Source organism: Proteus sp. G3927 (genome assembly GCF_963894685.1).
In the GTDB taxonomy this organism is placed as follows: domain Bacteria; phylum Pseudomonadota; class Gammaproteobacteria; order Enterobacterales; family Enterobacteriaceae; genus Proteus; species Proteus mirabilis.
The window spans coordinates 126,917-146,359 of record NZ_CAWQGX010000018.1 but is presented as its reverse complement, the minus strand read 5'-3'; the positions used below and the strand labels follow the sequence as shown (position 1 = coordinate 146,359).

The window sequence follows — 19,443 nt, the reverse complement described above, 5'->3', positions numbered from 1 at the left end:
CTTATGCAATCACATTAAGTTGCTTACCGATTTTAATAAATGCAGCAACAGCACGTTCAATTTGTTCTGGGGTGTGTGCCGCTGACATTTGTGTACGAATACGTGCTTGCCCTTGTGGTACTACTGGGTAGAAAAAGCCGGTGACATAAATACCTTCATCAAGTAAACGTGCTGCAAATTGTTGCGCTAATTTGGCATCTCCTAACATCACAGGAATAATCGCGTGATCAGCCCCCGCCAAAGTAAAACCTGCTGCCGTCATTTTTTCACGAAAAAGTGCTGCGTTACGCCATAAACGAGCGCGCAGTTCATCCCCTGATTTCAGCATATCTAAAACTGCAATAGAGGCGCTCACAATTGCAGGGGCTAAAGAATTTGAGAATAGATAAGGACGAGAGCGTTGACGTAACCACTCCACCACTTCTTTACGAGCTGCGGTATAACCACCCGATGCGCCACCTAAAGCTTTACCTAATGTTCCTGTGATGATATCGACGCGATCTAATACATCACAATACTCATGAGTACCGCGCCCTTGTGCGCCGACAAAACCCACCGCATGCGAGTCATCCACCATCACTAATGCGCCATATTCGTCAGCCAAATCACAGATACTTTTTAGATCAGCAATCACCCCATCCATAGAGAACACCCCATCGGTGGCAATCATAATATGGCGGGCATTATCTGCTTTGGCCTGTTCAAGTTGGGCACGTAACGCCACCATATCGTTATTGGCATAGCGATAACGCTTGGCTTTACATAAACGAACACCATCAATAATCGATGCGTGATTTAGCGCATCAGAAATAATTGCATCTTCAGATCCCATCAGTGTTTCAAATAACCCACCATTGGCATCAAAACAAGAGGAGTACAAAATGGCATCTTCCATACCCAAAAATTCAGCAATGTTCTTTTCTAATGTTTTATGTAGATCTTGCGTTCCGCAGATAAAACGCACCGACGCCATACCAAAACCGTGGCTATCCATTCCCGCTTTCGCCGCTGCAATAAGTTGTGGGTGGTTAGCTAAACCTAAGTAGTTATTGGCACAAAAGTTAATAACATGACTACCATCAGCAACCGCAATATCGGCACTTTGCGAAGAAGTGATGATCCGCTCATTTTTAAATAAGCCATCTTGACGTGTTTGTTCGAGTTGTTGATTAATTTGTTGATAGAAAGAGTGAGTAGACATGCTTTCTCCTAAGGCAGAGACGAAAAGAGATAAGAGCTAGAGTTGACTATAATATAATCATTATTGTTTCTTATTTTATGCTTTTGTTCTATTAAAAACGACAAATGTAAATAAATAATGTTATTTATGTAATTAAGATCACTAATCATCACTGCGATTTTCAAGAATTTCAGTCTACTCTTCTATGATGAATGCTACCGTTCATGCTGTTCAGTGTTATTATAGTTGCAGAGCTAATTTTTAGATTTTATATAAAGGGGTAGCCATATGATTATCGTCACTGGCGGTGCAGGTTTTATCGGCAGCAATATTGTTAAAGCATTAAATGATGAAGGTTATACCGATATTTTAGTGGTTGATAACCTAAAAGATGGCACAAAATTTGTGAATCTTGTCGATCTTAATATCGCTGACTATATGGATAAAGAAGACTTTATTGCCAGTATTGTAGCCGGTGATGATTTTGGTGATATTGATGCCGTATTCCATGAAGGGGCATGCTCTTCTACTACCGAGTGGGATGGCAAATATATGATGGATAATAACTATCAATATTCTAAAGAGTTATTGCATTATTGCCTCGATCGCCAAATTCCTTTCTTATATGCCTCTTCTGCTGCCACTTATGGTGGCCGTACTGATCATTTTATTGAAGAAAGAAAATATGAAGCCCCACTTAATGTGTATGGCTACTCTAAATTCTTATTTGATGAATATGTGCGCCAAATTTTACCTGAAGCACAATCTATGGTGTGTGGTTTCCGTTATTTCAATGTGTATGGCCCCCGTGAAGGGCATAAAGGCAGTATGGCCAGTGTTGCCTTCCATTTAAATACACAAGTCAATGACGGGCAAAATCCAAAATTATTTGAAGGTAGTGAAACCTTCCAACGTGACTTTATTTATGTGGGTGATGTGGCTGCGGTTAATTTATGGTTCTGGCGCAACAATGTCTCCGGTATTTATAATTGTGGTACCGGCCGCGCAGAATCGTTCCAAGCCGTGGCTGATGCAGTTATCGCTTATCATAACGATAAAGAGCTCTCTGTGGAGCATATTGAATTCCCTGAGAAACTCAAAGGTCGCTATCAAGCCTTTACACAAGCTGATCTGACAAATTTACGCAAAGCAGGCTACAGCGCACCTTTTAAAACGGTCGCAGAAGGTGTTGCTCTTTATATGCAATGGTTAAATCAGGATAAGTAATCGCGGTTTATGAAAATTTTTGTGGTAGGGCCTTCTTGGGTTGGGGATATGATGATGTCCCAAAGCCTATATCGTACATTAAAAGCGTTACATCCCGCGGCAACTATTGATGTGATGGCACCCGCTTGGTGTCGTCCATTATTAGAGAAAATGCCCGAGGTCGATAATGCCATTGCTATGCCTTTAGGTCACGGTGCCTTAGCAATTGGTGAGCGTCGCCGCTTAGGTAAACAACTAAAAGCCAAAGGTTATACTCATGCTTATGTTTTACCTAACTCATTTAAATCTGCTTTAGTGCCTTTCTTTGCCGCTATTCCTAAACGTACTGGCTGGCGAGGAGAAATGCGTTATGGATTATTAAATGATTTACGCCCATTGGATAAAGCTGCATTTCCATTAATGGTAGAGCGTTATGTCGCGCTAGCTTACGATAAACAGCAGGTACATTCAGCCGCTGAGTTACCAAAGCCGTTATTATGGCCAAAACTGGCTGTCTCTGACAAAGATATCACTACCACACTTAAGCACTTTTCATTATCTACACAGCGCCTTGCTATCGGTTTTTGTCCGGGGGCGGAATTTGGTCCAGCTAAACGCTGGCCTCATTACCACTACGCGACATTAGCCCAGAAACTTATTAGCGAATATGGCTATCAGATTTTCTTATTCGGTTCACAAAAAGATAAGCCTGCAGGGGAAGAGATCAAACACGCCTTAACCCCCGATGCCCAAGCTGCTTGTATTAATCTGGCCGGTGAGACTACTCTTGAGCAAGCCGTTAACCTCATTGCCGCTTGTAAAGCCGTGGTCAGTAACGATTCTGGCTTAATGCATGTCGCCGCAGCATTAGAGCGTCCATTAGTTGCCCTTTATGGCCCAAGTAGTCCCGACTTTACCCCCCCGTTATCTGATAAAGCCCGTGTTATTCGTTTAATTACTGGCTATCACAAAGTGCGTAAAGGCGATGCTGAACAAGGTTATCACCAAAGCTTAATCGACATTCAACCGGAACAAGTCTTTAGCGAACTCGAGCAATTACTCGCTACGGAGCCATCGCTATGAAGCGGGTACTGATTGTTAAAACCTCTTCCATGGGGGATGTACTGCATACCCTACCAGCATTAACTGATGCAAGAGCAGCATATCCTGAGATCTGTTTTGATTGGGCCGTTGAAGAGGGTTTTGCACAAATTCCAAGCTGGCACCCAGCTGTTGATACCGTTATTCCTGTCGCAATACGCCGTTGGCGTAAAAACTGGTTTAGTGCGCCTATTCGCGCTGAGCGTGCACAATTTCGTCACGCGATACAAGCACATCATTATGATGCGGTGATTGATGCCCAAGGTTTACTAAAAAGCGCTTTTTTAGTTACACGCTATGCGAAAGGCACTAAGCACGGCTATTCTCGTCAAAGTGCTAGAGAGCCTTTAGCGAGTTTTTTCTATGATATTCGCCACAATGTCAGTAAAAAAATGCATGCGGTAGAGCGTATCCGCCAGCTATTTGCCCTCAGCCTTAATTACCCACTCCCCACCACTCAAGGGGACTATGGTATAGCACAGCATTTTCTCTCATTACCCGCTATTGATAAACGCCCTTATTTAGTCTTCTTACACGCCACTACCCGTGATGAGAAACATTGGCCCGAGACCCATTGGCGAGAGTTAATTGCATTACTGGCGAATTCAGGTTTACGTATCAAACTACCTTGGGGCGCAGAGCATGAACATCAGCGTGCAATACGCCTTGCTCAAGGTTTTGACTATGTTGATGTATTACCCAAAATGTCACTCGCAGAAGTGGCTCAAGTGATTGCCGGAGCGCAAAGTGTCGTTTCTGTCGATACCGGATTAAGCCATTTAACCGCAGCCTTAGATAAGCCGAATATTACCCTCTTTGGCCCTACCGATCCGGGATTAATCGGCGGTTATGGTAAGGCACAAAGGTCGTTAAAAGCAGCAGGTGGGGATATTGGGGAGATCACGCCTCAAAAGGTTTTTAATATACTTAATATTTAACCCAATACCCTAAAAGTTATTTATCTTTTAGGGTGTTATTTACTGCAGTTAGAACCTCATCAACAGTAATCAAGTCCATCGAAAGTGCTCTATTTTCATCTTGTTGCGGGATCTTATGGATAATAGTATGAATATCAAGATCTTGATAAGGTCCTGTCCACTTTGGATTTGCGGTTACAAATAAACTTACCGTAGGTACTTGTAATGCTATTGCCAAATGTAGCGGGCCGGTGTCTCCCGTAACTAATACCGCCATGGTTTTTATTTGACTTAACAGATCAGGTAGTGAGGTTTTTCCTACCAGATTTTCTATATTTTGATGATATCTTTCAGGTAATAAAGCAAAAAACTCTTCTGGCAATTCCAGCTCTCTCGATGAACCTATTAGCTTTATTTGTAATAATGGCGCACTATCAATTAATTTTTTCGCTAATTCCACAAAAGATCCAACAGGCCATCTACGCTCTTGTGTTGATGCTCCCATCTGAAAACCAACAATGCTATTGTTACTTTGAGCTAATGGTTCTATTTTACAAGGGAGCTCCATTCTAGTATCAGAACAATCAATTCCTAAATAACGAATAATATTTAATTTGCTTTGGATCACATGATATTGAGAGGGTTGGTGTTCAGCAATAATCCATTTTCGGAACCACTCAGGAATAACATGAAAAGTATTGCGTAAAATATATTGGCAACCTGCCATCACAGCAAATAATACGTCATAAGGAAGGTGGGAATGTAAAATAATCGCTAACTCAGGTTTATACTTTTTAGCTTGTAAAGCCACCGGTAACAAGTTTCTGATCTTATTATCCCAATACACCACACTATCTATTTGCTCATAGTTTTCCACTAATAGCTTATTTTTTACACTAGAAACCAGTGTGATATGTGCATCAGGATAATGTGCACGAATTGCTCTGATGGCTGGGGTATTAAACATAAAATCCCCCAACGCTGTGGTTGAAAAAATAACAATACTGTTAAATTTGATATCAGATGAAAATGTTGCCGTTTTTTTCATCTTACCAAAGAGTGGGTTATAGAGATTTAAAAAACAGTGCACCCATTTTAATTTCTTTAACTTCATCTTATTTTGCCTGCACTCTATTTTGATAATACTCAGCCAATGTCATTCCCTGTACTTTATCTTGTAAGAAATTAAATAGTGTTTCTAAATCATGATATAAGCCATCAATATCTTGTTCTGTTCTAAAAGTAGGGCTTCCACCAGGCATAAACTCAGAAGAGTGCAACATAAATTCAATATGAGAGTGACCCTGAGCTAAAGATTTTTGTGCCACTTCAATCATCTGTTGTGCATTTCCCCCTTTAGGGCGTAACCAATTAACAGAAGGTGAACGTTGTTTACCTCTTAGCTTATCGTACCCTTGCTTAATTTTATTCATAAAAGGGGAATGTTTATATTGAATACTCATTGGCACTTCAAGTAACGTTGAATCCCCTGCTTTGCTGATATCATTAACATCCATAAAGTACGCATGGCTTGGGAAATTACTGTAATTTGTACCGCCTGATTGTGCCGGATCACCTTTAGTAAAACGCCAATCGACTTTGGGTGTGACTGAGCAATCGACTTGATAACCAAATTCAATCAATAGCTGCGCATAAGTTTCATTAAATGCCCAACGCCCAGCACGGTGACTTAACATTTTTGTTTGTAGTTTATTTTCCAGTAAGTCAGTCATAAAGGCAATTTTGTCACGCATCTGCGATTTGGGGTATTCAATTAAATAAGGCTGATAATGGAGATCATTGTCCGTTAACGCAACAAGTGGGGGACTATTCCATGCATGAAGGTGCATACCAATTTCCCCAGTGTTACGGGCTATCACATCTTGTGCAAACTCAATATAGGCTTCATCTATTGCCATTTCATAGTTGGTTAGCCAAACGGGTTTAAATTGAAAACGTTCGCAAAGTTGCTGAAAACGGGGTAAAAAATGCGTATTTTGCGTAGTAATGTTATGCTCATTTTCCCAAAGATTATCGCCTTCGGTATCTAATGTGATAATAAATGCTGGTTTTTTCATGCATTCCCCGTCAACTTATGGATTATAGGCTCATAATTGTATCAATTGACTCATGTTACGCAGTAGAAAACGTCAATTCAAATAATATAAACAAGGTATGGTAGATGCATTCTACGGATTTGTTTACAATTAAAGTATCTCATTGAAGCTAAAGTAATTATGAATAATATAAATCAATCATTTAACAGAATACTGGTTATTAAACTTCAACATCATGGAGATATGTTATTAACGACACCTGTTATTAATTCGTTAAAATCAGCTTATCCTAATGCAAAGATTGATGTTTTATTATACAAAGAAACATTACCGATGCTTGAACATAATCCATTAATAAATCATATTTTTTATCTTGACCGAAATTGGAAATATCAAGGTAAGTTCACACGATTAAAAAAAGAGTGGCAACTAGGGAAAATCTTACAAAAACAGCAATATGACTTAGTGGTGAATTTAGCTGACCAATGGAAAGCCGCTATTTTCGCCTTAGTTACCAAAGCCCCAGTGCGCCTAGGGTTTGAATTTGAAAAACGGCAAAATAGTAAGTTTTGGCAAAAATGTCATAACATTATTGTCCCTACTGCAGAGCATGGACAATTACACACTGTAGAGCAAAATCTTTCTATTCTAGCCCCTCTTAATGTACCAATTATTTCTGATGTTACCATGGCATATAGCCACCAAGATAAACAATGGTTAGAAGAGACAATTAAAAAGCATCATATCCCTAAAAACTATATTGTTATTCAACCAACCTCTCGTTGGTTTTTTAAATGTTGGAATGAAGATAAAATGGCGACATTAATTACTCAGCTTCAGCAAGATAATTACTCAATTGTGTTAACATCAGGGCCAGAAGCGAAAGAGCTTGAGATGATAGAAAATATTTTAGCTCAGTGTCCTGATAAAACATCAATTAATGTATTAGCAGGAAAAACATCACTCTCTCAGCTTGCGGCATTAATTGATCATGCGGCTCTTTTTATTGGTGTTGATTCTGTAGCTATGCATATGGCGGCTGCATTAAAAACACCGCTAGTCGCACTCTTTGGCCCATCAAAACTAGAGCATTGGCATCCTTGGCAAGCCATTGGAGAAACTATTTGGGCAGGTAATTACGCTAAAATCCCCCACCCAGATCAAATAAAAACCGATACACAACAACGTTATCTTTCTGCTATTCCCGTTGATGCTGTATTTAATGCAGCAAAAAGGTACTTAAGCTAATGAATGCCCCTTTACGATTAGCCATTGTTAGACAAAAATACCGTCCAGATGGCGGTGCTGAGCGCTTTATCGCACGTGCACTTGATGCCTTATCTAGTGATGCACTAGAACTTAACGTCATTACTCGACAATGGCAGGGTGATACCCATCCTGATTGGCATATACATCTATGCAACCCCAAAAAATATGGTCGTATTAGTCGGGAGTCTGGTTTTGCTAAAGCGGCTAGAGCATGCTGGCAAGAAAACCACTTTGATATTGTACAAAGCCATGAGCGTATCGCGGGATGTGATATTTTTCGTGCAGGTGATGGCGTACATCGTCGTTGGTTATTACAACGACAGAAAATATTACCTCGTTGGAAAGGACGTTGGTTATTTTATGATAGATACCACCGTTATGTGATGAATGCAGAACAACAGATGTATGCTGATCCAGCGTTAAAACAAGTTATTTGTAACTCACAGATGGTGAAAAAGGAAATTATTGCGGATTTTGGCCTCTCTGCCGATAAAATATCTGTTATTTATAATGCAATTGACCATAATGTTTTTGTACCAGCAACAAATTCTCAAAAACAGCGCTTAAAAACACAGTATAATATCCCTCAAGATAAGCCTTGTTTTATTTATGTAGGATCGGGATTTGAACGAAAAGGGTTAGCTGCAGCTATTTCAGCCATTGCCAATACATCGTCAATCTTACTTGTCGTAGGTAGTGATAAAAATCAGCCAAAATATGAACAACTTGCAACACAATTAGGCTGTAGACAGCGTATCTTCTTTTTGGGTATGCAAAAAAAGACGCTCGACTTTTATCAAATAGCCGATGCCTTATTACTACCAACGCTTTACGATCCGTTTCCCAATGTTATTCTTGAGGCGTTATCATGTGGTTTGCCTGTGATCACTTCAACCAGTTGTGGTGGTGCAGAATTTATTCAAAATGGTAAAAATGGGTTTGTTTGTGATGCGTTAGATATTCCTGCATTAACAGAGGCAATTGTGCAAATTCCAACAAACTCAGCATGGTCTGAAATGTCGCAAGTGGCGCGAGAAACTATCCTCCCCTATACACCGAAGCGATTATCAGACGAGCTTATTTCACTTTATAAACGGATATTAACTTTGTGAATCAACGACATATACTTTTTATTATTGATGGATTACCAGGTGGTGGCGCTGAAAATGTCACGCTCAGGCTGGCTAATGGTTTTCATCAGCAAGGATATCAAGTCACTCTTTTATCCTTACATAATAAATTGGCGTATGAATTACCTGATTTTATTGACTATATTGTTGATCATGATGAATACCGAGGTATCTTTAGAAAACTAACAGAGATATCTCGCAGAGCAAAATCTCTTGATAAGGTATTAACGCGACTTTTTGCACAAAAAGGTCGTCCTGCATTGGTACTTTCTAATTTACATAAGACAGACCGTATTGTTTGTCGAGCGAAACAACTAAAACATTGTAATGTTTGGTACTGTATTCATGGGATCTATTCACAATCTTATCTTGGTAATAAATCGGGTTTCTCTTATTGGTTAAAAAAGAAGAAAATTCAGCGAGTTTATAAAGATAAAAACCTTGTTTGTGTTTCTAATGCGGTAAAAGACGATTTAATACATGCTATTGGCGTCGATGCACAACAATTAAAAACAATTTATAACCCATTTAATATTATGGAGATCCAACATAAAGCCTCACAACCTAACCCGTTTGCAGGGAAAGCGTATATTTTGCATGTTGGGCGATTCCATGAAGTTAAACGACAAGATAGATTGATAAATGCTTTCGCTAAAGCCAATATACCTTGTCAACTTATTCTATTAGGGGAAGGTACTCCCGTTATTAAGCAACAATTACAGCAGCAAATTGCCCAACTCAATTTAAATGAAAAAGTCATATTAGCGGGTTTTATCGCCAATCCACTCCCTATCATTCAAGGTGCTAAAGTTGTTGCACTCAGCTCTGACAGTGAAGGATTACCAACCGTACTAATTGAAGCTCTTATCTGTGGAACGCCCATTGTAAGCACTCGTTGCCCTGGTGGCGTAAGTGAAATTATGACAGACGAACTGACTAACTATCTTTCAGATATGGATGCAGACTCACTCGCAGATAAACTACGTCTCGCTTATTACGCACCACCTCAAATATTGCCATCATCTTATGCAAAATTTGAAATAAACCATATTTTAAAGCAGTATATCGCTTTAATTCCGTAATACACGCCGACTTGTTTTACACACTTTCTCCTACACAGTGTGGTACTATAGGCTTTCGTCCAGATAAGTGAATTTGATAGCATGTTGTTGCGTTTATATCAGGTACTTCTTTACCTTATTCAACCTCTGATTTGGCTACGTCTTTTATTACGCAGCCGCAAAGCACCCGCCTATCGCAAACGGTGGGGTGAGCGCTATGGCTTTTGTCGAGGCAAAGTCGCGCCTCATGGCATTTTATTGCACTCCGTTTCAGTGGGTGAAACACTTGCCGCCGTACCTCTTGTTCGTGCATTACGCCACCATTATCCCGATTTACCTATTACCGTCACCACCATGACACCAACAGGCTCAGAGCGCGTACGCTCTGCATTTGGTGACGATGTGTACCATGTCTACCTTCCTTATGATTTACCCGGCTCGGTTAATCGTTTTCTTACAACGGTTGATCCGAAATTGGTGATCATCATGGAAACAGAGCTGTGGCCAAATCTTATCTCACAGCTTTATCGTCGCAAAATCCCATTGATTATTGCTAATGCTCGCTTATCAGAGCGCTCAGCGGCGGGTTATCAAAAACTAGGTAGTTTTGTCAAAACGATGCTGAGAAAAATTACCTTAATTGCTGCCCAAAATCAGGAAGATGGCGAACGTTTTATTGCTTTAGGGCTAAAACGCTCACATCTGCATATTACCGGTAGCTTAAAGTTTGATATCTCGGTCACCCCTGAACTCGCTGCTAAAGCTGTGGCATTACGCCGCCAGTGGGCAGCACATCGCCCTGTCTGGATAGCCACCAGTACCCATGAAGGGGAAGAGGCGATTGTCTTAGATACCCATAAAAAATTACTGGCACAATTTCCTCAACTGTTGCTGATTTTAGTTCCCCGCCATCCAGAACGTTTTGCAAAAGCAGAACAACTTACCCAAGAGGCCGGCTTTAAATATACCCTACGCAGTAGTAATGCTATTCCCGATGCACAAACCCAAGTGGTGATAGGCGATACTATGGGGGAGTTAATGTTGCTATATGGTATTGCTGATCTGGCCTTTGTTGGAGGCAGTTTAGTCGAGCGCGGTGGACATAACCCATTAGAAGCCGCAGCCCATGCTATTCCGGTATTAATGGGGCCTTATACTTTTAATTTTAAAAATATCTGTGCCAAGTTAGACCAAGCTGAAGGGCTAATTACCGTCACTGATAGTGACTCTATGGCGACGGCAATCGCCTCATTACTCAATGATGAAGATTATCGCCGCTATTATGGACACCATGCCGTTGAGGTACTTCATGAAAATCAAGGGGCGTTATTGCGCTTATTAACCTTACTCTCTCCTTATCTGCCACCTCGGAGTCATTGATGAGTGAAAATAAACGCCTCTCGGTCGTGATGATCAGTAAAAATGTTGCGGATGTTATTGAAGCATGTTTAGACTCGGTACAATGGGCTGATGAAATTATTGTTTTAGACTCAGGGAGCGATGATACAACTTGCCAGTTGGCCCGTGAAAAAGGGGCTAAAGTATTTAGTAATACTCCATGGCCGGGGTTTGGTAAACAGCGACAATTAGCACAGCAATACGCCACAGGCGATTATATTTTTATGATTGATAGTGATGAGCGTATTACCCCTGAGTTAAAAGCCAGTATTCAAGCCGTGTTACAACAACCTGAATCGGGTGTGGTTTATAATTGTGCTCGCCGTAACCTGTTTATGGGCCGTTTTATGAAACATAGTGGTTGGTATCCCGATAAAGTAACCCGCCTTTATGCTCGCGAACAGTATCAATATAATGATAATTTGGTTCATGAGTCATTAGAAACCCAAGGCGCAACCATTAAAACTTTACCAGGGGATCTGCTGCATCTTACTTGTCGTGATTTAATCGAGTTCCAACAAAAACAGCTAAAATACGCTAAAGCATGGGCACAAGAGCGCAATCAGCAGGGTAAAACCACCCGTTATAGCGCCATTATTAGCCATACGCTGGGGGCGTTTTTTAAAACTTGGTTACTGAGAATGGGTATTTTAGATGGAAAACAGGGATTAATATTGGCATTTGTTAATGCACAGTATACCTTTAATAAATACGCCTCATTATGGGAACTTAGCCGGAAAAACCGTGAATATGAAAAATAAAGCTATCTACCCTGGAACCTTTGATCCCATCACCTATGGGCATATTGATATTCTCACTCGTGCTGCGGGGATGTTTGACACGGTGTTATTAGCTATTGCCGCCAGCGCCCGTAAAAACCCTATGTTTAGTTTAGAAGAGCGTGTCGCTTTAGCAAAAGAAGTCACCCAACACTTGCCGAATGTGGAAGTTGTCGGCTTTTGTGAGTTAATGGCGAATTTTGCTAAAAAACAGCAAGCGACCATTTTGATCCGTGGCGTACGCTCGGTTTCTGATTTTGAATATGAGTGGCAACTGGCGAATATGAACCGTCATTTTGCCCCAGATCTCGATAGTGTCTTTTTGTTGCCTTCACAAAATCTCTCTTTTGTTTCTTCTTCACTGATCAAAGATGTGGCACGTCATGACGGCGATGTATCGACTTTTTTACCTGAAGTGGTTGCTACAGCAATGCTACAAAAGCTCGGTAAGCGTTAATCGGTTATTTCACCATGTTGGCAATGTCGGCAAAAGAAAGTGCTACGTTGCCCCTGCTTAATACTTTCAATAGTATGACCACAAATTAAGCACGCTTTATCTTTGCGCCCGTAGACAAATAGCTCTTGGGCAAAATAACCTGGTTTACCATCAGATTGTAGAAAATCTTTTAAAGTGGTTCCCCCTTGCTCTATCGAGCGAGTTAATACCGTTTTAATGGCATTAACCAATACGTCACACTCTTGCTCGGTTAAGCTACTGGCTTTTCTATCTGGCATGATCCCTGATGAAAAGAGTGCTTCGTTCGCATAAATATTGCCGACACCCACCACCAGTTTGTTATCCATTAGCCATGGTTTGATGGCGATTTTTTTATTTTTGCTCTGTTGATATAAATATTGCGCGTTAAATTGCGCCGAAAGCGGCTCTGGCCCTAAATGGGCTAATACGGAGCTGGTGGCTAAATCTTCACACCATAGCCATGCACCGAAACGACGCGGATCGGTATAGCGTAGTACCTTGCCATCACGAAACACTAAATCAATATGATCGTGTTTCTCTTCAGGCTGCTCTTCTGGCAAGATACGTACACTGCCGGACATGCCTAAATGAACAATGATCCATCCTTGATTTAATTCAATTAACAGATATTTAGCGCGCCGTTTAACACTTAAAATCGGTTCATCCAGCAAGGTTTTGATTTTTTCAGAAACAGGCCAACGTAATTTACTGTTACGCACTATCGCGTAGTGCAAGATATTGCCCACTAAATGAGGCTCAATACCTCGGCGACTGGTTTCAACTTCTGGTAATTCTGGCACAAGTCACTCCATTATTGTCACTTGAGAAATACAGCGATAACATCATTTTTATTGTATGATGAGCCATTCATCCCCACAAACCGCTAGAGCAATATAACATAAAGGACAGTGGTAGCTTATTATGATGTTGTTTAAAGACGATAGTAAAAAATCTTTGTGGAATTTATCCATTATTGGACTTTACATTATATTGATCTACTTACCCGATATCACTCGCTATAAAAATATAGTGATGGGGCTAATTGGTGCAACGGCACTTTGGTATCTGGTGCGTGATTTTCGCACTATTGGTCAGATTTTTAAAAATAATCTCGCCTATGCGCTGTTTTTTTTATTGCTCGCCATTGGCTATTCAGTGGTGATTTCCGTAGAGCCCGCACTGAGTCTAAAGGAGATTAATAAGCCGATTTTAAATGGCTTACTGCTCTTTGCCATTGCGTTTCCCATTGTATTGTATAAAGAAACACCTACGGCAATTGCGAAGATGGTGATGGTGTCATTCGCCATGGGGTTATTGGTGATTATGGCAAAGGAGTTGGTGCAGTATTATTTGGAATATCAGCAAAATCTTTTGCCTTTTACAACAAAAAGTCAATTAGCGCATAGAGAAATCTCTTATGCTCTGCTATTTTTCTTTCCTATTATATTGGCCTTATGGGCATTGAAAAAAAATCATTCGATAATTAATTGGCTTTTATTAAGTGTAGTTAGCCTATTATTTTTATTTGCAATTTTAGGGACATTAGCACGCGGGGCTTGGGTCGCATTAGCGATTAGCACATTACTTATCTTAATCATTAATCGCCAGTGGATATTTACTTTACTCAGCATGGGTATCTGCGTTGCGCTCTTTTTCGGTGTAACACAATTACCTAATAACCAATTTATTAACGCCAAACTTAAATATAAACTATCGCAAACCAATAGCGGACTAAGATTTGATGGAGGCACCCAAGGCTCAGCCTTAGATTTGATCTTAGAACAACCTATTAAAGGCTATGGTTATGGTAATCAGCTTTATCATAATGTTTATAATCAGCAAGTAAAACAGCATAAAAACTGGTTTTTTAAAAAATCCATTGGCCCCCATAATGTATTTTTAGCTTTCTGGTTTGCCGGCGGTATTTTGGGGTTAATAAGTCTACTCTATTTCTGCGCGTCTTTTATCGCTCAGGGTATTCAACTGATCCGCAAAAATCAGGGGATTATTCGCCAAGCAGCGCTAGTGTTATTAATATCGTTTTTAGGGATTTATGTACTGCGTGGATTATTTGAAAATGCCTATATTAATCAAGTGGGTATTTTATTAGGGTTAATGTTAGCATTGCGCTATTCATTATTAAATCAGCCCTCAGCAACACCGACCCAAGAAAATACATCTGTTAGCTAATCAGTTTATTGATGGTATGTAAAATCGTCTCTGCCCGTTTATCCCAGTTGTAATAATTTTCAACTAATGAGCGGGCGTGATTGATTTTCTCACTGGTACGTTGTGGCTCTTCTCTTAGTAATTTAATTTGTTGGGCAAAACTCTGCGCATCACCACTATCAGCAAAACTCACCGCTTTTTCATCCACCACATCACGAATTGATGGAAAATCTGAAATAACCACCGGTTTTCTCATCGCCATATATTCAAACAGTTTTAACGGAGAGGTGTAGCGACTACCGATACTGGTTAAGGTTAAAGGCAGCACACAAATATCATGTTGAGCAATCGCCTGAAAGCGTTGTTTAGGATCGATAAAACCAAGAAAGTTAACTTTCTCTTTTACATCCATCTCCTTAGCAAGCAATTGCAGCCCTTTAATTTGCTCAGCCGTTCCACCAGCAATATTCAGTCTAGCATTATCCAGATATTTCATCGCTCGCATCATGGTGGGGATCCCTTTCCATTTATGCAAACTACCTAGATAAAGTACCTCTGTTACATTATTGGTCGTAGCGGTTATATCTCTATGGCTATCTTTGTTGCTATCTGCGGCATATAAATCCACCCCATCGGGTACAATAGTAATAGGCGTGGTTACTTGATATTGCGAAATAATATCGTCCCTTAACAGCGAGGTCAGCACAAATACTGCCGTTGCGCGACTGTATACCAACTTCTCCATTTTTAGTAGTTTATGGTATTTCAGGCGATTTTTTTTCGTTTCAAAAGAGTGCGACTCTGCAAAAGATTGCGCAAAAATCTCATGGCTTTCGAAAAAAAGCGGAATATCTGCATGGTTCTCAGCCAGATAACAGGCCAGTTTTAAATTACGCGTAAATAGTGCATCAACAGGGTGTTGTTTTAACCAACGTGCAATTTGTAATGAAAATAGCTTTTGAGAATTAAAGGGAAAATACCATTTACGTCTGATATCTCTTAGCGCAATTAACCGCGCATTGTTATGAATATCACGCCCGAGAATATCGCTATCTCGATACTGTCCTTTGGGGGTGACTAGCGTCACTTGTGCACCGGCACGGGCAAACGCATCAACGTTTTGCAATATTTGCAATGAAGCCACACGCAAATCGGGAACGGGATAAGGATCAAGATAGGCGATTTTCATCATTCTGTTTTTAATGCCTGTAGTAATCGTTGTGCTGAATGTTGCCAAGTATAGTGAGAAGCAATGCGTTGGCGTGCATTTTCACCCATCGCTTTACCTCTATCCGGCAATGCCCGAAGATGGTTGATGGCTTTCACCATCGCGGTTACATCACCTGGGGTTACCAATAATCCTGCACTTTGCTCATTGCCTACCACCTCAGGAATACCGCCGATATAGCTGGCAATCACCGGTTTTCCACATGCCATTGCTTCTGCAATGGTGATCCCAAATGCTTCATCGCCGATACTTGGGAAAACCCCTGCATCACAAGCGGCATAAAACTCAGGTAACATTGCGTGCTCAACTGGTTGATGAAAAATAACTTGTTCAGCAACACCTTTTACCATCGCTTTATTTTTTAATTGTTCCAGCGCATCCCCCGCGCCGATGATCAGTAACTTAACGTCTTCATCTCGCAATTGGGCTATTGCATCAATAGCAACACTTAAGCCTTTCCAACCGACTACACGCCCCGCAAATGCCAATAAAAATGTAGGCTCACTCACACCGAGCTGTTGGCGCAAAGATGTTGTCATAGGCTTAAACTTTGCCATATCAACACCATTATAGATAACCGCAGGAAATTGTTTAAAATGCTGCTGAATTTGCCAAGCATTAAAATGGCTACACGCAACCCAAGCAGAGATTTTTTTCGCCAGTTTACGATCACCTTTAAAAAAGCTGGTGCCACCACTCATATAACAAAAACGTGTCGAGCAAGATTTGGGCATCATTGCAGGCCAAAAGAAATCAAACGGCTTGGTTAAAATAACCCAATCAAAATTTTGTCGAATAACATCTTGTTTAGCATAGCGAGCAAAACTATAACGTTCAACAATACGACGAAAACGACCACCGAGATCGATAACTTTCTCTCTTGGTGTATAAGGATAGGTATGAATATGAATTTGTCGGCCTGCTAGTTCATGCCTGACATCACCATTGCCCCCATAAAGATGTACCTCATGTCCCGCATCATGTAACTGTTTGGCAAGCTCCCATACTGCGGTTTGGATCCCACCATAAGACATTGTGATTGTGACATCAATTAAGCCAATCTTCATGAGTTACTGTTTCACCTTTATTCCATTTAAAATATCGCTAACGGCATGCCAAACATTGGCGACAGAAATATCAGACATACTATCTTCACGACTTGCATCGGCTAACGCAATAGGATGTTGGATAATATGACAACATGAATGTTGTAATGGCGCTAAATAACATCCGGGATGATAGCTGTGATACATGGCTACCATCGGAATACCTAACGCGCCAGCTAAATGCGTCGGCCCTGTATCAACCCCGATATAGAGCGACAAATGCGCCATAATGGCAGCATTTTCGCGCATAGAAACTTGCCCTGCTAATGCCAAACAATGCTCAGTACCTATTTTTTTCGCCAGTTCAATGGCGACTTGTTGGCTCTCTTTCCCACCTAATAACAGAAAATAGGCCTGCTCGTCATGAGTCATTATCTGTTTGGCTAACTGCAAAAAGTGTTCTATAGGCCAATCGCGGTAAGCTTTGGCAGGAAAACTTTGTAATTGTAAGCCAATAATGTGCTTATTAATTAATGCATTACTCTCTATAAACTGTTGGGCAAATTGCTTTTCTTCTGAACTAATAGAGTAGCGTAATTGCCAATTGGTTGGGTAAATTCCTAATGCATTAATTAATAAAGCACGCTCTTTTTGTGCCACCATTAACTCTTTAGGGTAAGCCACCCATGTTATGTCTGATTGCTTTTGGTTATTTTCAGCAAAAGCCACTACATGTTGTGATTGACGGCGGGCATACTGCACTAATGAATGATCATTTCCATATACCAAAGCTAAATCATAAGGTTTATGGGGTAACCATCCTCGCCAACGGGCGCGCTTTTTCGAGAAAGGCTTAACACTAAAAATATCAGGATTGTGCTGCAAGATGCAGGCACTGCGTTTATGCGCCAATACATGAATACGGGCATTCGGCCAACGCTCTTTTAGTGCGTGGATCACCGGCGTGATCAGTAACGTATCACCAAAACGCGCAATTGCTATAACCAATATGTTTTTTGGATCCATACACTTTTTATTTAGTTTAAATGATACATTTACTTTCCAGACTATACACTAAAAAGCATTACAAATATTCATAAACAGAATGAAAATATAACATCAGATACAGGATAATTAGCCCTTAGCGACTTTATAGGATATCAATTATCGTGATTTATCTTTAAGGCTAATGGCGTTAATAAATATTTTTTCCATTTTATCTAGCATGTTATCTAAACCAAACTGAGCTTTGGCATGGGCTAATGACGCTTGCCCCATTTGTTGACGTAACTCATCAGAGGCCATTAATTTAGCAAGGTAATTGATTAGGGTTTCTTGTACTTGAGGTGCCAATGTAAAACCAGTTTTACCATCAATCACCGCTTCACTAATTGCACCTACTGTGGTTGATACCACCGGTAATCCGCAAGCCATCGCTTGCATAATACCTTGTGGCACCCCTTCGTTACCAAAAGAGGGTAAGGCAAATAAATCCATTGCATTTAAGCAATCCGGTACATCATTGCGGTTGCCTAAGAAAAAGACACTCTCTTCTAACCCTGCAAGTTTAACCATCGGTTGTAAATTTTTACGTTGTGGGCCATCTCCGACGAGAAGTAGTTGCCAGTCAGGAAATTGAAGATGCAGTGTTTTCCAAGCTTCTATTAGGTATTTATGTCCTTTCCATACCCGCATTGTTGCCACAATCCCTAATGTAGGTTTATTAGGCACACCTATTTTTTCTCGTGCTTGCTGTTTATTTTGTGGCGAGAACTTTTCTAAATCGATCCCCGTAGGAACTGAGGTCATTTGACTGAGCGGAAAACGATTATATTGATGTAAGGTTTGGCGTAATTTTTCACCGGTAGTGACAATATGGGCACTTGAAGACAGGTAGAGCCAACGCGTGGGCAGTGAACGTGATACATCGGTAGATACATGGCGAGTACGTACTATGGCGGGAGAGTGGCGTAATGAAGCACAAGATAGCGCAACTAACCAAGCATCTGTCGAGCTATGGGTATTAATCACATCAAATTGCTGACGATGGACTTTTAACCAATTACGCAATGCCATCAGTGCAGATCCGCGTTTTTTTTCAATCGGTAATGTGACAACCTCAATACCATAGTCAGGGGCTGCTTTGGCAATTTTTGAGTTTGGACAGCAAACCAGTGTCACATGGTGCCCTCTTTGCACCATGCCTTGAGATTCTGTCAAAATGCGGATTTCTTGACCACCCCAACCACAAGACGACTCTGTATGTAAGATAGATAACACCGATTTACTCATCTGCAACTATTCACTCGATAGATAAAAAGGGCACTAGTATAACGAAAGAGTCAATAAAGATCATAATAGCTTTACTTTGTTATACTTAGCGCAAGCCAGATAACAAAAAACCCGACGCTAAGGTCGGGTTTT

Annotated in this window: 18 protein-coding genes; 10 read left to right on the top strand and 8 right to left on the bottom strand. The window is 40.6% G+C overall.

Translation table 11 applies throughout. From position 1 onward, the window contains the following. Position 1 precedes the first annotated feature (1 nt). Positions 2–1,201, bottom strand: a complete 1,200-nt coding sequence (locus AACV00_RS06365) for a glycine C-acetyltransferase (protein ID WP_017628701.1) — start codon at positions 1,199–1,201, stop codon at positions 2–4. 267 nt (positions 1,202–1,468) lie between these two features. Here AACV00_RS06365 and rfaD point away from each other — a divergent pair, with 267 nt between their 5' ends. Genes rfaD through rfaC form a run of 3 tightly spaced genes read left to right on the top strand, consistent with a single transcriptional unit; the run spans position 1,469 to position 4,425 of the window. After that, positions 1,469–2,407 (top strand): ADP-glyceromanno-heptose 6-epimerase, encoded by a 939-nt coding sequence (gene rfaD / locus AACV00_RS06360; RefSeq protein WP_004246462.1) that lies wholly within the window; start codon positions 1,469–1,471, stop codon positions 2,405–2,407. A gap of 9 nt (positions 2,408–2,416) precedes the next feature. Beyond that, positions 2,417–3,469: an ADP-heptose--LPS heptosyltransferase RfaF gene (rfaF, locus tag AACV00_RS06355; RefSeq protein ID WP_049194944.1), complete on the top strand. Its 1,053-nt coding sequence runs from the start codon at positions 2,417–2,419 to the stop codon at positions 3,467–3,469. Beyond that, entirely contained in the window at positions 3,466–4,425 is a 960-nt protein-coding gene (rfaC, locus tag AACV00_RS06350) for a lipopolysaccharide heptosyltransferase RfaC (RefSeq protein ID WP_049210422.1), read from the top strand. The genes rfaF and rfaC overlap by 4 nt, the downstream gene beginning before the upstream one ends. A gap of 16 nt (positions 4,426–4,441) precedes the next feature. Here the strand turns inward: rfaC and AACV00_RS06345 are convergent, their stop codons facing one another. Both AACV00_RS06345 and AACV00_RS06340 read right to left on the bottom strand, forming a co-directional pair. Further along, positions 4,442–5,518 (bottom strand): glycosyltransferase family 9 protein, encoded by a 1,077-nt coding sequence (locus tag AACV00_RS06345; RefSeq protein WP_161680133.1) that lies wholly within the window; start codon positions 5,516–5,518, stop codon positions 4,442–4,444. 1 nt (position 5,519) lies between these two features. After that, entirely contained in the window at positions 5,520–6,482 is a 963-nt protein-coding gene (locus AACV00_RS06340) for a polysaccharide deacetylase family protein (RefSeq protein WP_161680131.1), read from the bottom strand. A gap of 159 nt (positions 6,483–6,641) precedes the next feature. Between AACV00_RS06340 and rfaQ the strand changes: the two genes are divergently transcribed. The 6 genes from rfaQ to coaD all read left to right on the top strand — a co-directional run bounded on the left by rfaQ (position 6,642) and on the right by coaD (position 12,555). Continuing rightward, a complete protein-coding gene (gene rfaQ, locus AACV00_RS06335; RefSeq protein WP_049199802.1) occupies positions 6,642–7,709 on the top strand; it encodes a putative lipopolysaccharide heptosyltransferase III in 1,068 nt (355 codons plus the stop codon). Further along, positions 7,709–8,842, top strand: a complete 1,134-nt coding sequence (locus AACV00_RS06330; RefSeq protein ID WP_004249747.1) for a glycosyltransferase family 4 protein — start codon at positions 7,709–7,711, stop codon at positions 8,840–8,842. Before rfaQ ends, AACV00_RS06330 begins: the two co-directional genes overlap by 1 nt. Continuing rightward, positions 8,839–9,942 carry a glycosyltransferase gene (locus AACV00_RS06325; protein WP_004249748.1) on the top strand — a complete coding sequence of 368 codons (1,104 nt, stop codon included), beginning with the start codon at positions 8,839–8,841 and terminating at the stop codon, positions 9,940–9,942. The genes AACV00_RS06330 and AACV00_RS06325 overlap by 4 nt, the downstream gene beginning before the upstream one ends. An 81-nt stretch (positions 9,943–10,023) precedes the next feature. After that, positions 10,024–11,301 carry a lipid IV(A) 3-deoxy-D-manno-octulosonic acid transferase gene (waaA, locus tag AACV00_RS06320; protein WP_161680130.1) on the top strand — a complete coding sequence of 426 codons (1,278 nt, stop codon included), beginning with the start codon at positions 10,024–10,026 and terminating at the stop codon, positions 11,299–11,301. Beyond that, positions 11,301–12,080, top strand: coding sequence for a glycosyltransferase family 2 protein (locus AACV00_RS06315; RefSeq protein ID WP_036895904.1), 780 nt, complete (start codon positions 11,301–11,303; stop codon positions 12,078–12,080). Before waaA ends, AACV00_RS06315 begins: the two co-directional genes overlap by 1 nt. Further along, entirely contained in the window at positions 12,070–12,555 is a 486-nt protein-coding gene (gene coaD / locus AACV00_RS06310) for a pantetheine-phosphate adenylyltransferase (RefSeq protein WP_004246474.1), read from the top strand. Before AACV00_RS06315 ends, coaD begins: the two co-directional genes overlap by 11 nt. Here the strand turns inward: coaD and mutM are convergent. Next, the gene (mutM, locus tag AACV00_RS06305) at positions 12,552–13,376 is read right to left on the bottom strand and encodes a bifunctional DNA-formamidopyrimidine glycosylase/DNA-(apurinic or apyrimidinic site) lyase (RefSeq protein WP_004249937.1); all 825 of its coding nucleotides are present in this window, start codon (positions 13,374–13,376) and stop codon (positions 12,552–12,554) included. The two genes, coaD and mutM, sit on opposite strands and share 4 nt — an antisense overlap. Positions 13,377–13,497: 121 nt before the next feature. Between mutM and rfaL the strand changes: the two genes are divergently transcribed. Beyond that, complete coding sequence (rfaL, locus tag AACV00_RS06300) at positions 13,498–14,766, top strand: O-antigen ligase RfaL (protein ID WP_161680128.1); 1,269 nt, start codon at positions 13,498–13,500, stop codon at positions 14,764–14,766. Here the strand turns inward: rfaL and AACV00_RS06295 are convergent. The 4 genes from AACV00_RS06295 to AACV00_RS06280 form a co-directional block, all read right to left on the bottom strand. After that, positions 14,759–15,937: a glycosyltransferase family 4 protein gene (locus AACV00_RS06295; protein ID WP_017826991.1), complete on the bottom strand. Its 1,179-nt coding sequence runs from the start codon at positions 15,935–15,937 to the stop codon at positions 14,759–14,761. The genes rfaL and AACV00_RS06295 overlap by 8 nt on opposite strands. Beyond that, entirely contained in the window at positions 15,934–17,040 is a 1,107-nt protein-coding gene (locus AACV00_RS06290) for a glycosyltransferase family 4 protein (RefSeq protein WP_036919452.1), read from the bottom strand. The genes AACV00_RS06295 and AACV00_RS06290 overlap by 4 nt, the downstream gene beginning before the upstream one ends. Positions 17,041–17,043: 3 nt before the next feature. Beyond that, the gene (locus AACV00_RS06285; RefSeq protein ID WP_012368652.1) at positions 17,044–18,045 is read right to left on the bottom strand and encodes a glycosyltransferase family 9 protein; all 1,002 of its coding nucleotides are present in this window, start codon (positions 18,043–18,045) and stop codon (positions 17,044–17,046) included. A gap of 138 nt (positions 18,046–18,183) precedes the next feature. After that, complete coding sequence (locus AACV00_RS06280; RefSeq protein ID WP_012368651.1) at positions 18,184–19,311, bottom strand: glycosyltransferase family 4 protein; 1,128 nt, start codon at positions 19,309–19,311, stop codon at positions 18,184–18,186. Between the last annotated feature and the right edge of the window lie 132 nt (positions 19,312–19,443).